Origin of the sequence: Pseudomonas sp. 2995-3, assembly GCF_002742565.1 — a bacterium.
Lineage (GTDB): Bacteria > Pseudomonadota > Gammaproteobacteria > Pseudomonadales > Pseudomonadaceae > Aquipseudomonas > Aquipseudomonas edaphica.
In genome coordinates, this window is the sequence record NZ_LJSB01000223.1 from 180,508 (window position 1) to 200,712 (window position 20,205).

At 61.5% G+C, this 20,205-nt stretch carries 22 protein-coding genes; 10 read left to right on the top strand and 12 right to left on the bottom strand.

All coding sequences use genetic code 11. The features are described from left to right. Window positions 1–5: 5 nt before the first annotated feature. From AOA62_RS21815 to AOA62_RS21825, 3 genes are read right to left on the bottom strand one after another with little or no spacing between them, the layout of a single operon-like run. The gene (locus AOA62_RS21815; protein ID WP_099549720.1) at window positions 6–476 is read right to left on the bottom strand and encodes an arsenate reductase ArsC; all 471 of its coding nucleotides are present in this window, start codon (window positions 474–476) and stop codon (window positions 6–8) included. 13 nt (window positions 477–489) lie between these two features. Next, entirely contained in the window at window positions 490–1,773 is a 1,284-nt protein-coding gene (locus AOA62_RS21820; protein ID WP_099549721.1) for an arsenic transporter, read from the bottom strand. Between the two features lie 19 nt (window positions 1,774–1,792). Next, window positions 1,793–2,149: a metalloregulator ArsR/SmtB family transcription factor gene (locus AOA62_RS21825; RefSeq protein WP_099549722.1), complete on the bottom strand. Its 357-nt coding sequence runs from the start codon at window positions 2,147–2,149 to the stop codon at window positions 1,793–1,795. A 179-nt stretch (window positions 2,150–2,328) separates the two neighbouring features. Between AOA62_RS21825 and AOA62_RS21830 the strand changes: the two genes are divergently transcribed. The 3 genes from AOA62_RS21830 to AOA62_RS21840 all read left to right on the top strand — a co-directional run bounded on the left by AOA62_RS21830 (window position 2,329) and on the right by AOA62_RS21840 (window position 3,623). Beyond that, window positions 2,329–2,544 carry a hypothetical protein gene (locus AOA62_RS21830; protein ID WP_017138831.1) on the top strand — a complete coding sequence of 72 codons (216 nt, stop codon included), beginning with the start codon at window positions 2,329–2,331 and terminating at the stop codon, window positions 2,542–2,544. A 75-nt stretch (window positions 2,545–2,619) separates the two neighbouring features. Then, window positions 2,620–3,315 carry an AzlC family ABC transporter permease gene (locus AOA62_RS21835; protein ID WP_017138830.1) on the top strand — a complete coding sequence of 232 codons (696 nt, stop codon included), beginning with the start codon at window positions 2,620–2,622 and terminating at the stop codon, window positions 3,313–3,315. Beyond that, window positions 3,312–3,623 (top strand): AzlD domain-containing protein, encoded by a 312-nt coding sequence (locus AOA62_RS21840; protein ID WP_017138829.1) that lies wholly within the window; start codon window positions 3,312–3,314, stop codon window positions 3,621–3,623. Before AOA62_RS21835 ends, AOA62_RS21840 begins: the two co-directional genes overlap by 4 nt. Window positions 3,624–3,721: 98 nt before the next feature. Here AOA62_RS21840 and AOA62_RS21845 read toward each other — a convergent pair whose 3' ends face one another. Beyond that, complete coding sequence (locus AOA62_RS21845) at window positions 3,722–4,369, bottom strand: TetR/AcrR family transcriptional regulator (RefSeq protein WP_017138828.1); 648 nt, start codon at window positions 4,367–4,369, stop codon at window positions 3,722–3,724. Between the two features lie 159 nt (window positions 4,370–4,528). Between AOA62_RS21845 and ggt the strand changes: the two genes are divergently transcribed. After that, a complete protein-coding gene (gene ggt, locus AOA62_RS21850; RefSeq protein ID WP_099549723.1) occupies window positions 4,529–6,253 on the top strand; it encodes a gamma-glutamyltransferase in 1,725 nt (574 codons plus the stop codon). On the opposite strand, the gene AOA62_RS21855 is transcribed toward ggt, so the two are convergent. The 4 genes from AOA62_RS21855 to AOA62_RS21870 form a co-directional block, all read right to left on the bottom strand. Then, on the bottom strand, window positions 6,247–7,368 hold the full coding sequence (locus tag AOA62_RS21855; protein WP_099549724.1) for an NAD(P)/FAD-dependent oxidoreductase: 1,122 nt from the start codon (window positions 7,366–7,368) through the stop codon (window positions 6,247–6,249). The genes ggt and AOA62_RS21855 overlap by 7 nt on opposite strands. Next, on the bottom strand, window positions 7,365–7,910 hold the full coding sequence (locus tag AOA62_RS21860; protein WP_099549725.1) for an AAA family ATPase: 546 nt from the start codon (window positions 7,908–7,910) through the stop codon (window positions 7,365–7,367). The genes AOA62_RS21855 and AOA62_RS21860 overlap by 4 nt, the downstream gene beginning before the upstream one ends. Further along, entirely contained in the window at window positions 7,907–8,470 is a 564-nt protein-coding gene (gene pnuC / locus AOA62_RS21865; protein ID WP_017138825.1) for a nicotinamide riboside transporter PnuC, read from the bottom strand. The genes AOA62_RS21860 and pnuC overlap by 4 nt, the downstream gene beginning before the upstream one ends. Before the next feature lie 175 nt (window positions 8,471–8,645). Next, a complete protein-coding gene (locus tag AOA62_RS21870; RefSeq protein ID WP_099549726.1) occupies window positions 8,646–10,280 on the bottom strand; it encodes a methyl-accepting chemotaxis protein in 1,635 nt (544 codons plus the stop codon). Between the two features lie 224 nt (window positions 10,281–10,504). Between AOA62_RS21870 and AOA62_RS21875 the strand changes: the two genes are divergently transcribed. From AOA62_RS21875 to AOA62_RS21885, 3 genes are all read left to right on the top strand, one after another. After that, window positions 10,505–11,335 carry an undecaprenyl-diphosphate phosphatase gene (locus AOA62_RS21875; RefSeq protein WP_099549899.1) on the top strand — a complete coding sequence of 277 codons (831 nt, stop codon included), beginning with the start codon at window positions 10,505–10,507 and terminating at the stop codon, window positions 11,333–11,335. Continuing rightward, window positions 11,332–11,715, top strand: a complete 384-nt coding sequence (locus AOA62_RS21880) for a DUF1294 domain-containing protein (protein ID WP_017138822.1) — start codon at window positions 11,332–11,334, stop codon at window positions 11,713–11,715. Before AOA62_RS21875 ends, AOA62_RS21880 begins: the two co-directional genes overlap by 4 nt. Window positions 11,716–11,836: 121 nt before the next feature. After that, on the top strand, window positions 11,837–13,123 hold the full coding sequence (locus AOA62_RS21885) for an amidase (protein WP_017138821.1): 1,287 nt from the start codon (window positions 11,837–11,839) through the stop codon (window positions 13,121–13,123). A gap of 4 nt (window positions 13,124–13,127) precedes the next feature. Here AOA62_RS21885 and AOA62_RS21890 read toward each other — a convergent pair whose 3' ends face one another. The 3 genes from AOA62_RS21890 to AOA62_RS21900 form a co-directional block, all read right to left on the bottom strand. After that, window positions 13,128–13,481 carry an MmcQ/YjbR family DNA-binding protein gene (locus tag AOA62_RS21890; protein WP_017138820.1) on the bottom strand — a complete coding sequence of 118 codons (354 nt, stop codon included), beginning with the start codon at window positions 13,479–13,481 and terminating at the stop codon, window positions 13,128–13,130. Further along, on the bottom strand, window positions 13,478–14,386 hold the full coding sequence (locus AOA62_RS21895; protein ID WP_017138819.1) for a LysR substrate-binding domain-containing protein: 909 nt from the start codon (window positions 14,384–14,386) through the stop codon (window positions 13,478–13,480). Before AOA62_RS21895 ends, AOA62_RS21890 begins: the two co-directional genes overlap by 4 nt. Window positions 14,387–14,499: 113 nt before the next feature. Further along, the gene (locus AOA62_RS21900; protein WP_099549727.1) at window positions 14,500–15,879 is read right to left on the bottom strand and encodes an NAD-dependent succinate-semialdehyde dehydrogenase; all 1,380 of its coding nucleotides are present in this window, start codon (window positions 15,877–15,879) and stop codon (window positions 14,500–14,502) included. A 157-nt stretch (window positions 15,880–16,036) separates the two neighbouring features. On the opposite strand from AOA62_RS21900, the gene AOA62_RS21905 reads away from it, so the two are divergent. From AOA62_RS21905 to AOA62_RS21915, 3 genes are all read left to right on the top strand, one after another. Further along, complete coding sequence (locus tag AOA62_RS21905; protein WP_099549728.1) at window positions 16,037–16,963, top strand: AraC family transcriptional regulator; 927 nt, start codon at window positions 16,037–16,039, stop codon at window positions 16,961–16,963. Window positions 16,964–17,092: 129 nt separating this feature from the next. Continuing rightward, window positions 17,093–17,704 (top strand): FMN-dependent NADH-azoreductase, encoded by a 612-nt coding sequence (locus AOA62_RS21910; RefSeq protein ID WP_017138816.1) that lies wholly within the window; start codon window positions 17,093–17,095, stop codon window positions 17,702–17,704. A gap of 241 nt (window positions 17,705–17,945) precedes the next feature. Beyond that, a complete protein-coding gene (locus tag AOA62_RS21915; protein ID WP_099549729.1) occupies window positions 17,946–18,983 on the top strand; it encodes a dienelactone hydrolase in 1,038 nt (345 codons plus the stop codon). Here the strand turns inward: AOA62_RS21915 and AOA62_RS21920 are convergent. Further along, on the bottom strand, window positions 18,977–20,152 hold the full coding sequence (locus AOA62_RS21920) for an MFS transporter (protein WP_099549730.1): 1,176 nt from the start codon (window positions 20,150–20,152) through the stop codon (window positions 18,977–18,979). The two genes, AOA62_RS21915 and AOA62_RS21920, sit on opposite strands and share 7 nt — an antisense overlap. Window positions 20,153–20,205: the final 53 nt, after the last annotated feature.

Consider the following 20,205-nt stretch of genomic DNA (forward strand, 5'->3'; position numbering starts at 1 on the left):
TCCGGTTAAAGCGCTGCGATGCGGGCCAGTTCTGCCTTCAACTCGGCAGGGCTGAGTTGGGCGAAGGGCAAGGCCAGGAACGCCTTGCAACGCCTTTCGATGGTGCTGAGCGTGGCCTTGAAGGCGGCGTCTACACGGGCCTCGTCACCCTGAACATTCGACGGGTCTTCCAACCCCCAGTGCGCCTTCACCGCCGGCCCGAAATACACCGGGCACGCTTCGCCCGCAGCTTTGTCGCACACTGTAATCACCACATCCGGCGGGCTGCCCTCAAAGGCCTCATTGCCCTTGCTGTACAAGCCTTCGGTACTGATGCCCGCTGCCTGCAACGTGCTCAGGCTGCGCGGCAGCACCTGGCCCTTGGGGAAACTGCCGGAGCTGATCGCCTCGAAACCTGCTGGCGCCAGGTGGTTGAACATCGCCTCGGACAAGATGCTGCGGCAGCTGTTGGCGGTACACATGAACAGGACTTTCATAGCGGTATTTCCTTCAGAGACTCAGGCGCAAGGCGAGGGCGGCGAGGGTGATCAACAGCACCGGCAAGGTCAGCACGATGCCGACCTTGAAGTAATAACCCCAAGTGATGGTGATGCCTTTGCGCGCCAGGATATGCAGCCACAGCAAGGTGGCCAGGCTGCCGATCGGAGTGATTTTGGGGCCCAGGTCGCTGCCGATCACGTTGGCGTAGATCATCGCGTCCTTGACCACGCCCACGGCATGGCTGGACTCGATCGACAGCGCGCCGATCAGCACCGTCGGCAGGTTGTTCATCGCCGACGACAACAGCGCCGTCAGCACGCCGGTGCCCATGGCCGCGCCCCACACGCCGTAGGTGGCAAAAGTGTCGAGCCAGGTCGCGAGGTAGGTGGTCAGGCCGGCGTTACGCAGGCCGTAGACCACCAGGTACATACCCAGGGAAAACACCACGATCTGCCACGGCGCTTCTTTCAACACTTTGCGCGTAGAGATCTTGTGGCCCTTGGCGGCGATCACCAGCAGCAATACGGCGCACACGGCGGAAATTGCACTGATGGGAATGCCCAGGGGCTCTAGCGCGAAACAGCCCACCAGCAAGATACCCAGCACCCACCAGCCCGCGCGAAAGGTCGCACGATCATGGATGGCGCTGGCGGGGTCTTCCAGGTCGGCCGGGTCGTAGGCCTGGGGAATATCGCGGCGAAAGAACCACAGCAGGACCCCAAGGGTGGCGGCGACACTGACGAAGTTCACCGGCACCATCACCGCCGCGTACTCGTTGAAGCCGATCTTGAAGTAATCCGCCGAGACGATGTTCACCAGGTTCGACACCACCAGCGGCAAGCTCGCGGTATCTGCGATAAACCCAGCGCCCATGACAAACGCCAGGGTGGCCGCCGGGGAAAAGCGCAAGGCCAGCAGCATCGACATGACGATGGGCGTGAGGATCAACGCGGCGCCGTCGTTGGCAAACAGCGCCGAGACCAGCGCGCCCAGCAACACCATATAGGCAAACAGCCGCCGGCCACGCCCACGGCCCCAGCGCGCCACGTGCAGGGCGGTCCAGGCAAAGAAGCCGGCCTCGTCGAGCAACAGGCTGATGATGATCAGCGCAACGAAGGTGCCGGTGGCGTTCCAGATGATGTGCCACACCACCGGAATATCCGCCAGGCTGATCACCCCGCAGGCCAGGGCCAGAATGGCGCCCATGCTTGCACTCCAGCCGACCCCGAGGCCTTTGGGCTGCCAGATGACCAGAACGATGGTGAAGATAAAAATGCCAATTGCGACAAGCATGAATAAACGCTCCGATGGCTCAGCAGCAGGTGCTGGCCCGTTGTGGTCGGTCACCCATGGCATCAAGACGCTGCGCGTCGTGGTGCAACCAGGGTTGGTTGGCTTGCAAGGTAGTGTCCAGCACTTGCGTGACCCAGGCGGGCAGTGCCGGGTTGATGCGGTAGTAGATCCATTGGCCCTGACGACGATCCAGCAGCAGCCCGCAATTGCGCAGTTGCGCCAGGTGCCGGGAGATCTTTGGCTGGCTGTCGTCCAGAGCATGGATCAGTTCGCACACGCAAAGTTCGCCTTCGCGCAGGATCAATAACGTCAAGCGGGCGCGAGTCGCGTCAGCCAGGCATTTGAACAGGGTGGGCGGTGAGAAGGGGGCCGACATGATCAGGGTCTTCTTTGTATATGGTTATTCGAATATACGAATAACCATATATGTAGGTCAATTCCTGAATTCGATTGATGTGGATCAAACCCCGCTCAATCCACCACAAGTGACTGAAATTAAAATGAAACACGAATGTCCTAAAGTGCCTGCCCATTGCTGATGAAGGATGAACCCGCGTGACCCGTGCCACTCGCAACCTGCGCAAGACCCTCGATTCCGTCGCGGACAATAACGAAACCGCGGCGTTTGACCTGATGCGCGCCGTCGAAAAGCTCGGCGATGAAGTGCTGCGCCAACGCCTGCTCAACACCATTCACCGGCTCAATCAGGACGCCCATGAATTGCGTGAGGCGCGCGACTCGGTGGAGCAGGTATCGGTCAAGCTCGCCTGAGTGAGCAAGATCGTTCAAGACAACCCGCTTTAAACGCTGGCATGCTTGTCGACTGTCTGTCGATGAGCCGTCTCCATGCCCACTGCCTTACCGCATTACGCCTTCGCCCGCGGCGCTATCGCCGTTATCCCGTTATCCCTGGCCTGTGCGCCGTGGGGGCTGCTCGCCGGCTCCATGGCCATTGATGCGCAATTTACCCCGCTGCAGGCCCAAGGCTTGTCCGCCATCGTGTTTGCCGGTGCCGCGCAGCTGGTGGCCATCGGCATGGTCAAGAGCGGCGCCAGCCTGATCTCGATCGTGCTGACCACGCTGCTGCTGACTTCCCAACATTTGCTCTACGGCATGCACATGCGCCCGACACTCTCGTCACTCAACGCCCGCTGGCGCATGAGCCTGGGCTTTCTGCTGACCGATGAGTTCTTCGCGCTGGTCAACCACTATGACCGCGAGACGTTCAATCGCTGGTATGCGCTGGGGGTGGGCCTGACGTTCTACATCGCCTGGAACCTCTTCACCCTGGCTGGCATCGTGCTTGGCAAAAGCATTCCCGGGCTTGACCAGTTGGGGTTGGAGTTTTCGATTGCCGCCACCTTTATCGCGTTGATCACTCCCGTGGTGCGTGATGTGCCGACGGTTGTGTGCGTGGCGGTGTCGTTGCTGTTTTCGGTGTGGTTGAGCTTTTTGCACTGGGAGTCGGCGGTGGTGGTGTCCGGGGTGTTGGGCATGAGTGCGGGGTTTGCCTGCAAGCGGCTGGGGGTAGGGCAGAAGTGATCTACATCATGATTGTGGCCATGGGGTTGGTGGTTTTTCTTAACCGATACCTGTTTATCGAGCCGCGCCTGCCGGTACGGCTTAATCGGGGGGCGCGGGAGTTCCTGGGGTTTGCGGTGCCGGGCATGCTGACGGCGATCTGCGGGCCGATTATTTTTCTCGCTGATCACACGCTGAATTTGAGCCCCACGAATCCTTACTTGCTGGCGGGAGTCTGCGCGGTGGCCTTGATGTTTTGGACGCGTAGCGTGTTGATTACGGTGCTGTTGAGCATGGGATTGTTTTATTTGTTTCGGTGGTGCTTTTGAGAGGGGCTATGGGTGTATATCCGTTGCTGCGGTGACGGATATGTACACCAAAAGACCGCCATCGCAGGCAAGCCAGCTCCCACAGGATGAGCCGGTTGCTACAGTGGAATCGGCGTTACACCACGCAGCACCAAGTCACTGATAAACCCCAGCCAATCCTGCTGATGCTCCTTATCCCCCAAGTCTTCACCCAGGAACGAACTGAGCGTGTGGCGGTTGGAGTTGTAGAAGTAGCACAGCGAGGCAATCATCAAATACACGTGCTTGAGGTCGATGTCCTGGCGAAACACACCTTGGGCCTGGCCGGCTTCGATGATCGGGCGCAACACGCCAACCGCTTCGCCCGACAACCTGCGCATCTCGCCGGACTGCTGGGCATGCTTGCCCTGGTGCAGATTCTCGATGCTCAGGATCGCTACGAACTCGGGGTGCTTGACGTAGTAGCTCCAGATAAATGCCACCCGTTCACGCAAGGCTTGCACGGGGTCTCCCAGGTCCAGCTTGAGTTTGCTTTCGGCTTTATTGAACTGTTCATAGACATGTTCCAGCACACAGACGAACAGGTGTTCCTTGCTGCCGAAATAGTAATAAAGCATGCGGTCATTGGAGTCGGCGGCCTTGGAAATAGTGTCGACGCGCCCACCGGAATAGCCGTCGCGAGTGAACACCTTGACTGCCGCCTGCAAGATACGCGCACGTGTCTGGTCGGCCTGTTGCGTTCGAATTCCGGTCTTCTTGATCGCCATCACAAAGCGCCTTGCCGCCAGTCTGGGCGCGAAATATAGCATGGGCTTTTTCGTGCCCGTTCTATGACCGACAAGTTCTGTAATAAAAACGCCATTGCGCTGGGGATTGGATCCTAGTCGGGCTATTTTGGTGCACCTCAATAAATAGAGTAGCCATGGATGAAATACCAACCCTTCAGCCGTACCCTGATTGCCACTGCGCTGGTGTTGACGGTCAACGGCGTGCAAGCCGCGTCACAGGCCCCGGTGGCCGGTGAAAACGGCATGGTGGTGACCGCCCAGCATTTGGCCACTCATGTTGGCGTGGATGTACTCAAGGCCGGCGGCAACGCGGTGGATGCGGCGGTTGCCGTGGGCTATGCGCTGGCCGTGGTGTACCCGGCAGCGGGCAACCTCGGTGGCGGCGGCTTTATGACCGTGCAGCTGGCAGATGGGCGCAAGACCTTCCTGGACTTCCGTGAAAAAGCCCCGCTGGCGGCCACTGCCGACATGTACCTGGACAAAGACGGCAAGGTGATCGACGGCCTCAGCGCCAAGGGCCACTTGGCCGTCGGCGTACCCGGCACCGTGTCCGGCATGGAAACCGCGCTGAACAAATACGGCACCCTCAAGCGCGCCCAAGTGATTGCCCCGGCGATCAAACTGGCCGAAAACGGCTTTGAACTGGAGCAGGGCGATATCGACCTGCTGCACACCGCCACCGGCGAGTTCGAAAAAGACAAAGACCTGCGCGGGATCTTCCTGCACAACGGCCAACCGATGCAGGTCGGCCAGAAACTGGTGCAGAAAGACCTGGCCAAGACCCTCAAGGAAATCTCCGCCAAGGGCACCGACGGCTTTTATAAAGGCTGGGTGGCCAAGGCGCTGGTGGATTCCAGCCAGGCCGGCAAGGGCATCATCACCCAGGCCGACCTCGACAAATACAAGACTCGCGAGCTGGCGCCCATCGAGTGCGACTACCGTGGCTACCACGTGGTCTCGGCACCGCCGCCAAGCTCCGGCGGTGTGGTGATCTGCCAGATCATGAACATCCTCGAAGGTTACCCGATGGCCGACCTCGGCTATCACTCGGCCCAAGGCCTGCACTACCAGATCGAAGCGATGCGTCACGCTTACGTGGACCGTAACAGCTACCTGGGTGACCCGGATTTCGTCAAGAACCCTATCGCGCACCTGTTGGACAAGGACTACGCCGCCAAGCTGCGTGCCGCCATTGAGCCGCAGAAGGCGGGTGATTCCCAGGCGATCAAGCCGGGTGTGTCGCCCCATGAAGGCAACAACACCACGCACTATTCGATCGTCGACAAGTGGGGTAACGCGGTGTCCGTGACCTACACCCTCAACGACTGGTTCGGTGCCGGCGTGATGGCGAGCAAGACCGGGGTGATCCTCAACGATGAAATGGACGACTTCACCGTCAAGGTCGGTGTGCCGAACATGTACGGGCTGGTGCAGGGCGAAGCCAACGCCATCGCACCGGGCAAGGCGCCGCTGTCGTCGATGAGCCCGACCATCGTCACCAAGGATGGCAAGACGGTGATGGTGGTCGGTACGCCGGGCGGCAGCCGGATCATCACCGCGACCTTGCTGACCATCCTCAATGTCATCGACTACAAGATGAACATCCAGGAAGCCGTGGACGCGCCACGCTTCCACCAGCAGTGGATGCCTGAAACCACCAACCTGGAAACCTTCGCGGTAAGCCCTGACACCCAGAAGATTCTGGAAAGCTGGGGCCACAAGTTTGCCGGCCCCCAGGATGCCAACCACTTGGCGGCGATCCTGGTGGGTGCGCCTTCGCTGGGTGGCAAGCCGGTGGGCAACAACCGTTTCTACGGGGCTAACGACCCACGCCGCAATACCGGGTTGTCGCTCGGTTACTGAGGTGTGAGGTGTTGATTCAGGAAGGCCAGGGACAGCGCCAGGCTGTCATGGGATAACTGGATGGCGGCGCCCTCGGCGCTGCCCTGGGCTGCCGGTATCACCCGTTCGAACATGTGGTTTTCATACGCCTGCACTGCGGCTGAGCAGCCAGGCGTGTGGAGCAGCTGCTGGGCCAGTTCGGCCGCATCGAGCATCGCGGCATTCACGCCTTCGCCGCCAAACGGCGACATCAGGTGCGCCGCATCCCCAATCAACGTCAACCCCTGGCGGTGGACCCAGCGATGGCCCACCGGCAGGGCGTGGATGTGCCTGGCCAGGACGGTTGCATTTGCCGCTTCAAACAGCGCCAGAATGTCCGGGTGCCAGCCTGCAAACTGAGCCTTGAGTGCAGGCAGGCTGAGGTGGTCGGCTGCCCACTCGGTGGGCACGCGAAAAATCGCATACCCGCGCAGATGCGCATGGGCGTTGCGCTGCACGATGATCGCTTTGGCGCCGCCCAGCACTTGCAGGCTGCCGCGCCCCACCAGCGTGGCAATGTGCGGGTGTTGGCGGTCGACATCATCGATGCCGAATTCGATAAACGTCAGCCCGCTGTACTGCGGCAGGTAGGGCGAGAGCAATGGGCGCAGTTTGGACCAGGCGCCATCGGCACCGACCACCAGGTCGAAGGGGCCGTGGGTGATCTCGCCTTGATGCAGTGTCCAGCGTGCAACACCGGCCGGGCGGATGTCATTGATGTTCACACCCCATTTCACACAGCCTTCAGGCAGCGAATCCAGCAGGATCTGGCGCAATTGGGTGCGGTCGACTTCCGGGCGCTCGCCGTCATCGGGGTTGGGGGCTTCGAACAGCAGATGGCCGTGCTGATCCATCAGGCGCGCACCTTGGTCTTCATAGCGCGCGATACGCCGGAAGGCGTCTTCCAGCCCGGCCTGCTGCAGCGCCAGTTGGCCGGATTCGACATGCAGATCCAGGGTGCCGCCCTGGGGGCGTTCCAGAGGCCCGCGTTCGCGTTCGAATACGCAGGCGGCCACGCCGTGGCGGTGGAGGATACGCGCCAAGGTCAAACCGCCGGGGCCGGCGCCGACAATGGCGATACGCAGTGAGATGGTCATGCAAGATGTCCTCGGCACGGCTGGGCAAGCAGTTGCTCGACCGCCTCAAAGGCTATGGCGCGGCGTGCTTCCCAGTCGCCACGAATCACCAGGGCGGGTTGCTGATGCTGTTCGATCCAGTCCAGGCTGCCCTGGAAAAACACCCGGCGATCCGCCAGTTCCGGCTGGCAGCGCTGGCCGTCGGCGCTCCATTCCACGTCCTCGGGGGACAGCAACAGGTGCAGGTCGTAATGGCGGGCCAGCAACTCATCATCCAGCCACGCCGGGTAATCACCGAACAGGGTCTGGCTCCAGAGTTTGTTGGTCAGCAGGTGGGTGTCGAGGATCAGCAGGCGAGGCTGCTCGGCGCGCGCAGCGTCTTCCCAGGCCAGTTGGCCACGGGCGATGGCCGGGATGTCCGCCAGGGTAGTGTCGCGCTGGTAATGGTCGATGAAGTAGCGCACGTATTCACCCACCATCAGCCCACCGAAACGGGCGTGCAGTTGCGCGGCCAGCCAGCTTTTGCCGCTGGATTCGGGGCCGGCCAGTACCACCACTTTCATGCGTGCAACGCCGGGTCGGCGCGCCATTCACGCCAGCCTTGTACGGCGATCGCGGTGAACAGTGCATACAGCGCGGCGGTAAGGTAGAGGCCTTTGTAGAGGAACAGGCCGACGAAGATCACGTCCACGGCGATCCACAGCGGCCAGCATTGCACGCGTTTTTGCGCCATCCACATTTGCGCCACCAGGCTGAAACCGGTGAGTGCGGCGTCGAGCCAGGGTTGCGCGGCATCGGTCCAGTGGGCCATGGCGGCGCCGAGCAGGCCACTGAACACGGCACCGACGGTGAGGCTGACCATGATCGCGGACCAGCCCAGGCTGGTGACCTGGCGACCCTGCGCGACCTCACCGGCGCGGGTCCACTGCCACCAGCCGTAGAGTTGCAGGGCGGCGTAGACCACTTGCAGGAGCATGTCGGAATAGAGTTTTACGTCGAAGAACACCCAGGTGTAGAGCAGCACCATTACCAGGCCGATGGGCCAGCACCATGGGTTTTGCTTGACCGTCAGCCAGACAGCGATCACCCCCAGGGCGGCGGCGAACAATTCAAGCCCGGACATGGCGGTTCCTTGGGAGAGTGGGTGAGGGCGGTGATTGTAACCAAGATGGTGGGGCGGAGGAATGCTCGTTCCCACGCTCTGCGTGGGAATGCATCCCCAGACGCTCCGCGTCAGGCCTGGACGCAGAGCGTCCGTGGCGGCGTTCCCACGCGGAGCGTGGGAACGAGCATGAGTGCTAGATCTTGAACTGGCGCAACAACCCTCCAAGCTGCTCACTCAACCCACGCAAATGCGCGCTCGCCACACTGGACTGCTCCGCCGCCAGCGCCGTGCTGTGGGACAAACCCGCCGCCTGGGTGACGTTCTGGTTGATATCCTCCACCACGTGCGCCTGTTGCAAGGTCGCGCTGGCGATCGAGGCATTCAGCCCATTGAGGTTGCGCAACGCCTGGCCAATGGCGGTGAGGCTCGCACCTGCCTGGCCAGCTTGTTCAATGGTCAGTTGCGAGGCACTGTGGCTGTCGCTGATCACTTTGACCGCCGCTTCCGAATGCCCTTGCAGGCGCTCAATCATCACCTGGATTTCGGCGGTGGATTTCTGCGTGCGCTGGGCCAACAGCCGCACTTCATCGGCGACCACGGCAAACCCGCGACCCTGTTCACCGGCACGCGCCGCCTCGATGGCGGCGTTGAGGGCCAACAAGTTGGTCTGGTCGGCAATCGAACGGATCACTTCCAGCACACCACCAATCTGTGTACTTTCGCTGGACAGCGTGCGGATCACCTCCACGGCCTGGCTGATGGTGCTGGAGAGCTGGTCGATCTGTTGCAGGCTGCCGTCGATATTCACCTGGCCCTGCTGCGCCTGGGCCTGGGCGTCGCGCATTTCGCTGGCGGCATGCTCGGCATTTTTTGCCACGTCCTGCACGCCATAGGTCACTTCGTTGATCGCGGTAGCCACCAGCTCCATCTGCTGGGATTGTTGCTGGCTACGGTCGTGGGCCTGGCTGGCATTGGTGCCCAGTTCCGTGGAAGATTGGCCCAGCGCGTTGGCACACTCCTGTAATTGGCCGACCACCTGGCGCAGCTTGGCGGTAAAGCTATTGAAGTGCTGCGACAATTGAGTGACCTCGTCGCGCCCGTGGGTGTCGAGGGTGCGGGTCAGGTCGCTTTCGCCGCTGGCAATATTGCCCATGGCATTCACTGCCGCCTGCAATGGATGCACAATGCTGCGCGCGATCAGGATCACCAACAGCGCCATCAGCAGCGCAATGCCCAGGCCGATCAACGAGGCTTTCCACACCTGGCCGGTGAATTCGGCCTGCACATCGTCCACGTACACGCCCGAGCCGATAATCCAGCCCCACGGCTCGAACAGTTGGATATACGAGGTTTTCTCCACCGGCGCGTCGGCGCCCGGTTTAGGCCAGCGATAGTTGACGATGCCGGCGCCCTTGGCCTTGGCCAGGAGCACAAATTCATTGAACACCGCAAAACCGTCCGGGTCGCGGATGGCCGAGAGGTTCTGGCCGTCGAGCTTGGGGTTGGCCGCGTGCATGATCATCACGGGCGTCAGGTCGTTGATCCAGAAGTAATCATCGTGGTCGTAGCGCAAGCCACGGACTGCACTGAGGGCTTGCTGTTGCGCGGCCTCGCGGGTGAGAACGCCGGTTTTTTCAAGGTTCTGGTAGTAAGCCAGCACGCCGCTGGCGGTTTGCACCACGTGCTGGGTCTGCTGGCGTTTGGCCTGGTAGAGGTCGCCATGGATCTGCTTGAGCATCAGCAACCCGAGGGTCAGCAGCATCAACACGGCGACTATCAGGATCAGCCAAAGACGGCGGCTGATCGACATGCTGCGCAAACTGTTCATCGTCCTGTCACTCCGTGCTTTTTATAATTGTGTGCTGCATCGACAATTCCAGCTTGTCTGATAGGCTTTCGGCCTGTAATCGAAAAACCTGAGTACTCCCTGATTTTTCACGAAATTTTTGCGCACGGCTGGTGAAAATCCGCAGCGCATCACGATTGCACGTGGTCAGTGAACATTAAAAAGACAGACAAGGCATGCCGCAGCGCATGACCTTTGGGGGATACATGGATTTTTGGACCGCCATACAGGCATTGATTCTTGGCGTGGTGGAGGGGCTGACCGAGTTCCTGCCGATCTCCAGCACCGGGCACCAGATTATCGTCGCCGACTTGATCGGCTTCGGCGGAGAACGCTTTGAAGCGTTCAACATCATTATTCAACTGGGCGCGATCCTCGCAGTGGTCTGGGAGTTTCGGCGCAAGATCCTCGACGTGGTGATCGGCTTGCCGACCCAGCGCAACGCCCAGCGCTTTACCGTCAACCTGATCATCGCAGTGCTGCCGGCGGTGGGGTTGGGGGGGATTTTTGCCGACCTGATCAAGCATTACCTGTTTAACCCGATCACGGTGGCCACCGCGCTGGTGGTGGGCGGGGTGATCATGCTGTGGGCCGAGCGCCGCCAACATGCAGTGCACGCTGAAACGGTGGATGAGATCACCTGGAAAGACGCGCTCAAGGTCGGTGTGGCCCAGTGCCTGGCCATGATTCCGGGCACTTCGCGCTCCGGCGCGACCATTATCGGCGGCCTGTTGTTCGGCCTGTCGCGCAAGACCGCCACCGAGTTCTCATTCTTCCTGGCCATGCCGACCATGGTCGGCGCTGCCGTGTATTCGGGCTACAAGTACCGTCACCTGTTCCAGCCCGATGACTTGCCGGTGTTTGCCATCGGCTTTGTCACCTCGTTCATCTTCGCGATGATTGCGGTCAAGGCGTTGCTCAAGTTCATCGCCAGCCACAGTTACGCGGCGTTTGCCTGGTATCGGATTGCGTTTGGCCTGGTGATCCTGGCGACCTGGCAGTTTGGCTGGATCGACTGGACGGCGGTCAAGCCATGAGCATTCAACACCCGCGCTTGAAGGCGTTCATCTTTGTTTTGCTATGCGCCGCGCCGCTGACTGGCGCGGCACTGTTGTGGCATCGCGGCGAGACGCTGATCCCGCTGGCCGCCTATGGCGTGGTCAGCGTGGTGGCGTTTTTCCTGTACTGGGGCGACAAACGCAAGGCCCAAGCCGAAGGCCCGCGCGTGCGCGAAAATATCCTGCATGCCGTGGAGCTGGCGGGCGGTTGGCCGGGGGCGCTGATTGCCCAGCAGGTGTTTCGCCACAAGACGCGCAAGGTGTCGTATCAGGTGCTGTTCTGGGTGATTGTGTTGCTGCACCAAGTGTTCTGGCTGGACCAGCTGTTCCTGGGCGGCACGCTGCTCTCGGTTTTATAGTGTTGAGGTGTCTGGGATATTTCCTACGCGATTGCGGGAGGCAGCTTACCCAGACGGCCCTGTAAACCGGCAGCAGGCTCGCGTTATGCTTCGGGCACTTGAGCGCACGGGGCCCACACGAATGTCTTTTTCAGATTCATTGCTCCATCATTCGGCAACTGAGCTTGCAGCGCTGATTCAACAGCGCAAGTTTACTTCCACCGCCATCGTCAGCTTTTACCTTGCGCGTATCGAGGCGCTCAACCCCTCGGTCAACGCGCTGGTGCAGGTCTGTGCCGATACGGCGTTGGCCGATGCTTGGGCGGTTGATCGTGCTATCGCCCAAGGCGAGTATGGCGGCGTGTTGCAGGGCGTTCCCTTCACGGTCAAAGATGTTTTCGATACCCGTGGGGTAGTGTCGGCAGCGGGTCTGGTTGATCGGGCTCATTATTGTCCTCAGCACGATGCTGTTGCAGTGACGCGCATGAAAGCGGCCGGCGCCATTCTTTTGGGTAAAAGCAACTGCCCGCCGGGCGGTGGCGGTGGAGTGACCGATAACCCGGTCTACGGCGCTACCCGTAACCCCCATGCGCTGTCCCATGGCCCCGGCGGCAGCAGCGGTGGCGAAGCTGCTGCGGTGGCTGCCGGCCTTTCGCCGCTGGGACTGGGCAGCGATTCCGGTGGCAGCCTGCGCATACCGGCGCATTTTTGCGGAGTCAGTACCTTGAAGCCCACCACGGGCCGGGTCCCCAACACCGGGGTTTTCGATCACCCTGGTGGGTTGAGTGATAGCCGCAGCCAGATCGGCCCGATGGCCCGGCATGTCGAAGACCTGGACCTGGTGTTCCGGGTGATCGCCGGTGAGGATGGGCACGATTGTGGGGTGATTCCAATGCCGCTGCCGGATATGCCTCCACAGGCACTGAATGGTTTGCGCGTCGCCTGGTACAGCGAGGGCGGCATCGAACCGGTAGACACGTGTACCCAGGTCACGCTGCAGGTGGCTGCCGACCTGCTGGCAGGTGCGGGCGCCGTGGTCCGTCAGGCGTTCCCTTCGGCATTGCGTAATGCTCGCGATATTACCGAGCGCTACTGGGCAATGGGCAAAGGCTCCGGGGCACAGGCGATACAGTTGCTCTCGGATTGGGATCAGTTTCGCAGTGCCATGCTGGGGTTCATGGCGGACTACGACATTATCCTGTGCCCGGTTGACGCGGCCCCGGCGCCGCTGCTGGGCACCGCCCGGCCAGGGTTGTTCAGCCATACGCTGCCATACAGCCTGGCCGGCTGGCCCTGTGTGGTGGTGCGCGCCGGTACTGCTGACTCGGGTTTGCCGGTGGGTGTACAGATCGTTGCACGGGCCTGGCACGAGCATTTGGCGCTGGGGGCGGCGATGGCCATTGAGCGCGCACTGCCGTTTGCGCGTTGAACCATCAATCCAGCTTCAGTCCCACCTGCGCGCGCTTGGGCAATTTGCTTACCACCAACTGGTGCGAGCGCTGCAACAGGCCACGCAGTTCCTCGGCGCCCAGCGGGTAGGGCGTGTTCATGATCACCCACTGCGCCCGCGCCAGGTACGGCGCGGGGTGGATGCCAGGGCGGTCCACATGGCCGAGGAACAGCTCCTTGTCGACCTTGAACGCCAGCGAGTCACCGCGCAGGTTCTGCAGGGCGAACATCTTGTTGCCGGCAATCGAGAACACGCGCACGCCGCCCCACTTGTAGTCTTCCCGCGCGCCGGGCAGGCCCAGGCAGAATGCCGCGACTTGTGCTTCGCTCATCTTCATAGCAAACGGTCTCCGCAACCCTTGAAGGCTTCTTCCAGATAGTCGATCCAGGCCCGAATCGCCGGTAACACGCCACGGCGGTGCGGGTAGACCGCCTGCAACCAGCCGCCCGGCGAAGACCATTGCGGCAGCAACTGCACCAATTGGCCGCTGGCCAGCTCCTCTTCGCAATACATCATTGGCAGCAGGGTAAAGCCCAGGCCCTGCAAGGCGCAGGCTTTGCGCACGATAAAGTCGTCGATGCCCAGGCGCGCTTCCATGGATAAGTTTTCGGTATTGCCTTGCGGGTCGATCAACCGCAAGTGCACCAGGCGATCGGCCTCAAGCGCAGCGAGTACCGGCAATTGCTTGAGATCGTCCGGGGTGTTGATTTGGCGGCCTTGCAGGAACTGCGGGCTGGCCACCAAGACTGTCTGGGCCTGGCGCAGGCGCTTGGTCACCAGCAACGGGTCTTCATCGCCCAACTCGCGCACGCGCAGGGCCACATCGATACCTTCGGCCACCAGGTCGACGCGTCGGTTGACCAGTGTCATCTCCAGCTGCACCAGTGGGTGAGCGGCGAGAAAGCCGGCAACGATGCCTGGCAACATGTGCTGCGCCATGCCCACCGGACAACTCACGCGCAGGCGCCCGCGGGGTTCGCTGGACATGCTGGCCACGGCCTCGTCGGCCATTTCCGCTTCCAGCAGCATCGCCTGGCAATGGCGCAGGTAGCGCTCGCCGACGGCAGTGAGGGTCAATTGCCGCGTGGTGCGTTGCAACAGGCGGGCGCCAAGGCGTTCTTCCAGTTCGGCGATGCGCCGCGACAGCCGTGACTTGGGAATCCCCAGCAGCCGGCCGGCCGCCGCAAAGCCGCCGGCTTCGACGACTTTGGCGAAGTAGTAGAGGTCGTTGAGGTCTTGCATGGTCAACCTATTGTCCTGTCAGTGGGACGAACTATCCGCGTGTGGCGTGCGCAAATCCAGCCTAAAGAAAAGCCAGCACCTTGCAGGCACTGGCTTTTGGAGGGTGAGAGGGCTTAGAACTGCGCCCCCGCCATCAACACATACTTCACGTGCACGTACTCCTCGATCCCGTAATAGCTGCCTTCACGCCCATAGCCGGACTGCTTGATGCCACCAAACGGGACCGACGCCGTGCCCACAGAACCCGAGTTGAGGATCACCATGCCGGCCTCCAGTTGACGTGACAGGCGCAACGACCGGCCCAGCGCGCTGGTGTAGGCATAGGCCACCAGGCCGAATTCGGTCTGGTTGGCGCGGGCGATGACTTCTTCTTCGTCCTTGAACGAGTAGACGGCGAACACGGGGCCGAAGATCTCCTCGGTCGCCAGCGGTGAATCGTCCTGCAAGCCGGTCAATACGGTCGGTTCATAGAACAGCCCGCCCTTGGCGTGGGGTTTGCCGCCCATCAGCACGTTGGCGCCCGCTGCCTTGGCGTCCTCGACCAGACGCACGACTTTGTCAAAACCCAGTTGATTGACCAGTGGCCCGACCACAAAGCCTTCGCGCAGGCCCTGGTCCACTTCGATGTTGGCGACGGCAGCCTTCATGCGTTCGATAAAGTCTTCGAGAATGCTGTGCTGCACAAAGATCCGGTTCGGCGAGATGCACACCTGGCCCGAGTTGCGCAGTTTGGCGCCGACCAGTCCTTTTACCGCTTCATCCAGATTGGCGTCCTCAAACACAATAAACGGCGCATTGCCGCCCAGCTCCAGGGTCATCTTCTTGATAGTCGCCGCGCACTGCGCTGCGAGCAATTTGCCCACACCGGTGGAGCCGGTGAACGAGATCTTGCGGATACGTGGGTCGCCAGTGAGGATCAGGCCGATCTCCTTGGGATCACCCACCACCACTTCAAGCACACCGGCTTCGATACCGGCCTTGCGTGCGTAGTCCAGCAGCTTGAGGGCAGTGAGCGGTGTGTCTTCGGCGGGCTTGATCACCATGGTGCAGCCGGCGGCCAGGGCCGTGGCGACTTTGCGGGTGATCATCATGAACGGGAAGTTCCACGGCGTAATGGCCGCTACGGGGCCGATGGCTTCTTTGGTCACCATGACATTGGCATGGCGGTCGTGGGTGGGAATGGTGTCGCCGTAGACGCGTTTGGCCTCTTCGGCGTACCACTCGATAAAGCCCAGGCCGTAGTCGATTTCACCTCGGGCTTCGCTCAGGCACTTGCCGTTTTCGCGGCACAGCAGTTCGGCGAAGGCCTCCTTGTCCGCCTTAACGCTGTCGTGCCAGCGGCGCAGAATGTCGCTGCGCTCCTTGGCGAGTTTGCCGGACCATTCGGGGAAGGCGGCGCAGGTGCGGTCAACGGCGGCCTTGACCTGGGCTGAGGTGTGCTTGGCCACACGGCCGATTTCTTCGCCGGTGGCAGGGTTGTAGACGATAAGCATGGGCAAGCTCCGAAGGCTGAAAGTGCTGTTTCAGGCTACGGAACACTGCGGTTTGAGCGAATATCCATTCCAATGTGCCGATTGCCTATTCCTATGAGTGCATAGCCATATCGGTGTTTGCGCAGTACCGTGCTGTTTTCGCCAGGAGCCATGCGCCATGGGCCGCACCCACAAAATCATCGAGCTGATGGGGCGCTTGGCGCCTGTCGAAGGCTATAACCTGAGCGCTCTGGAGGATGTGCGTTTCCTGCGCTCAAATCGGCCGCTGCACCGGGTGTCGGTGCTGTACGACCCCGGCATCGTGATCGTCTGCCAGGGGCGCAAGCGCGGTTACCTGGGTGAAGAGATTTACCTGTACGACGCCCAGCATTACCTGGTGGTGTCGGTGCCGGTGCCGTTCACCATGGAAACCGAGGCCAGCGAAGCAGAGCCGATGCTGGCGGTGTACTTGCGCCTGGATTTCACCCTCGCCGCCGAATTGATGTTGGCGCTGGATGCGTTTCCCGAATTGCTCGAAGCCAAGCCGCGCGGCATGTATTCCTCGCCCATGGACGACAAACTCAGTGAGTCGCTGCTGCGGTTTCTCGAAGCCATGAGTGCGCCGATGGAGGCACAGGTTCTCGGCCCCGCGCTGATGCGCGAGATCTACTACCGCATCCTCACAGGCGAGCAGGGCGGTTCGATGCGCGCCGCGCTTAACCGCCAAGGCCAGTTCGGCAAGGTGGCACGCGCAATCCGCAAGATTCATGGGGACTACCACCAGCACCTGGACGTGGAAGCGTTGGCGCGCGAGGCGATGATGAGCGTGCCGAGTTTTCATGCGCACTTTCGCACGGTCACCGACACCTCGCCGATGCAATACCTCAAGTCCACGCGCCTGCACCAGGCGCGTTTGCTGATGCTGCGCAACGACATCACTGCCGCCACGGCGTGTGCTCAGGTGGGCTATGAAAGCGCCTCGCAGTTCAGCCGAGAGTTCAAGCGCTTGTTCGGGCGTACGCCCCAGGAGGAGATTCAGTGGATGAAACGCACCTATGCGCTGCCAGCGCCCTCGTCGACGTCTATTTATGTGTCGTCGCACTGAGTTGGCGAGCTGATTGTCCTGCTGGCAGGACGAACAATCACATTTGTGCCGTCTAATCGACTATTGGGTTCATGTGTAGGATTAACTTCATTCGATCGCCCAGCCGCGATCCTCACTTGGAGAACCCGCATGAAACTGTTGCATATCGATTCCAGCATCCTCGGCGACAACTCGGCTTCGCGTCAGCTCAGCGCTGGTGTGGTCAAGGCCTGGCAAGCGGCTGAGCCAGGTGTGGAAGTGACCTATCGTGACTTGGCTGCCGAAGGCATCAGCCACTTTTCCGGCCTGACCCTGGGCGCCCTGGGCACCGCTGCCGAATTGCGCGACGCCGTACAAAAACACGAGGCCGAACTGAGCGCTACGTCCCTGGCTGAATTCATCGCCGCCGACGCTGTAGTCATCGGTGCGCCGATGTACAACTTCTCGGTGCCGTCCCAGCTCAAGGCCTGGATCGACCGTATTGCCGTGGCCGGCCAAACCTTCCGTTACACCGAAGCCGGCCCTGAAGGCCTGTGCGGCGGCAAGAAGCTGATCATTGTTTCCACCGCTGGCGGTCTGCATGCGGGCCAGGCGAGCAATGTGGGGCACGAGGATTACTTGAAACTGGTGTTTGGCTTCCTCGGCATCACTGATATCGAATTTGTCCGCGCCCAAGGCCTGGCGTACGGTGAAGAAGTTCGCAGCAAGGCCTTGAGCGACGCCAACGTAGTGATCAACGAACAATTGTTCGCCGCCGCGTAAGGCTTGTGTAAAGTTCGCCTCTGTTCGGTTCCAATCTGAACCGGGGCGCCTAAACTCTGTATTCTGATCGCCTGAACGCGACCGGAGTACGGAGTTTTTTCGTTTACCCGCTGTCATTACTTTGGCCCAGGTTATGCACGCATGGGTTTATCACCCGGAGCGAGTGCCTTGGCCCATGGACTTTTCAAACCGACATGCCGCGGGTGTTGAACGTGGTCGCGCAGCAAAGGTGGACATCCCCATGATGCGTCTTTGTGCTGTTTTGGTTCTTTCCCTGCTCGGTGGCCTGATTTCAGTGCACGCCGCCCCGGCGCCGCACCCGCATTGGAGTGTGGGCTTTCATCGCATGAGTTTTCTCGACCCGCTGGATCAGCAGCCGATGAATGCCATCGCGTTTTACCCGTCTACCGACGATGAACATTCCACGCAGTTGGGTCCCTACCACGTGGCCGCCACCCAGGACTCCAAAGTCGCTATCGGGCGTTTCCCGATGCTGATGCTGTCCCACGGCAACACCGGTACACCGCTGGCGCTGCACGACCTGGCCACTTCCCTGGCGCGCAAGGGGTTTGTAGTGGTAGCCGTGCTGCATCCTGGCGACAACTACAAGGATCACAGCCGCCTGGGCACGGTGAGCAACTTGTACGGGCGGCCGATTCAGATTTCCGCAGCCATTACCGCGACCCTGGGCGACACGATGCTGTCGCCGTTCGTCAATGTCGACCAGGTGGGGGTCATCGGTTATTCCGCCGGCGGCGAAACCGCGCTGATCCTGGCCGGTGCCAAGCCGGATTTCGACCGCCTGCGCCGCTACTGCCAGGAGCGCCCGGAAGACCGCGACGCCTGCACCACCAAAGGTGAGCTGGTGGTCGACCGTGAAGACCTGCAGCCGCAAGCCGACCCACGTATTCATGCCTTGATGCTGATGGCGCCGCTGAGCCTGATGTTCGGCCGCCACACCCTGGCCGATGTGCATGTGCCGGTGCTGCTCTACAGCGGCGACGGCGACAAGCTGGTGGCCGTGGACAAGAACGCCGCCGCCCTGGCGCGCAAACTGCCGCAACCGCCGGATTTCAAACTATTGGCCGGGGCCGGGCACTTTGTGTTCATGGCGCCGTGTGACAGTGACCAACTGCTGGCCATGCCAGCGATTTGCACGGATGCCGACGGTGTCGACCGCGAAGGCATCCACCGTGACCTGATCTCGGAAGCGGGGCGCTTCTTCATGCACACCCTGGGTCAGTCGACCCGCGCCGGTTTGCAGACCGCTGATCAATAAGCGCGGCGCTTGAGCTGTACGGTCAGGCACAGGGCCGTGACCGACAGCAGCGCGGCGCAGAAGAAGATCCAGCCATAGCCGAGGTTCAGTGCCACGGCGCCCATCAATGGCCCGGCAATCGCCAGGGCCAGATCAAAAAACACCGCATACGCACTCAGCCCCGCGCCCCGGCTGCTGTTGGGCACTTGCTTGATGGCTTCTACGCCGAGCGCCGGGTACACCAGCGACAAACCGAAGCCGGTCAGCCCGGCGCCGATCAGCGCCACACCGGTGGAGGGCGCCAGCCACAACAGGGTCAGGCCGACGGTCTCGATGGTCATGCAGGCAATCGCCGCGCTGAACCCGCCGAAGCGGCTGATGGCGGAGATAAACACCAGGCGCGACAAGATAAAACACACGCCAAACACCGTCAGGCAGTACGCCGCACCGACCCAGCCACGGTTGAGGTAATACAGGGTGATAAAGGTGGTCAGCGTGCCGTAGCCGATAGACGCCAGGCACAGGCTGGCGCCAAACGGCGCGATGCGCCCGAACACCGACCAGAATGGCAGCCGCTCGCCACGCACCACCGGCACCGACGGTTTATTGCGGATCAACACCAGGCCCAAGGCGGCCAACACGGACAGCGCGACGCCCAGGCTGGTGTAGCCATAGTCGGCGACCATCACCACGCCCAGCGGCGCGCCAATCGCGATGGCGCCGTAGGACGCGATACCGTTCCAGGAGATCGAGCGCGCCGTGTGTTCGGCACCGACCGCGCCCATGCACCAGCTGATGGTGCCAACGCCGATCAGGCCTTGGGCCACGCCGAGCAACAGCCTGCCGACGATCAACACCCCAAGGCTCACGGCGGGGGTGCTTTCAAGCAAGGTTGCGAAAAATGTCAGCACGCCACTGACCAGGATGCCGGCCAAACCCAACACAATGGCGCGTTTGGTGCCGACGTTATCCGACATGCGCCCAGCCATCGGGCGGCTGAGCAGGGTGGCCAGGTATTGCGAGCCGATGGTGACCCCGGCGACTACGGCGCTGAAGCCCAGTTGTTCATGCACATAGCCTGGGATCACCGCAATTGGCAGGCCGATGCAGATAAACGCGATAAAGGTGTAGAAGACAATGGAGACGATCTGCAGGGTGATCGACAGGGAGCTGGGGGCGGCGGCAGGCATGGTCACTCATTCGCGGGCGGGCGGTGAGGGCATGATGGCAAGGGCGTGGGGGA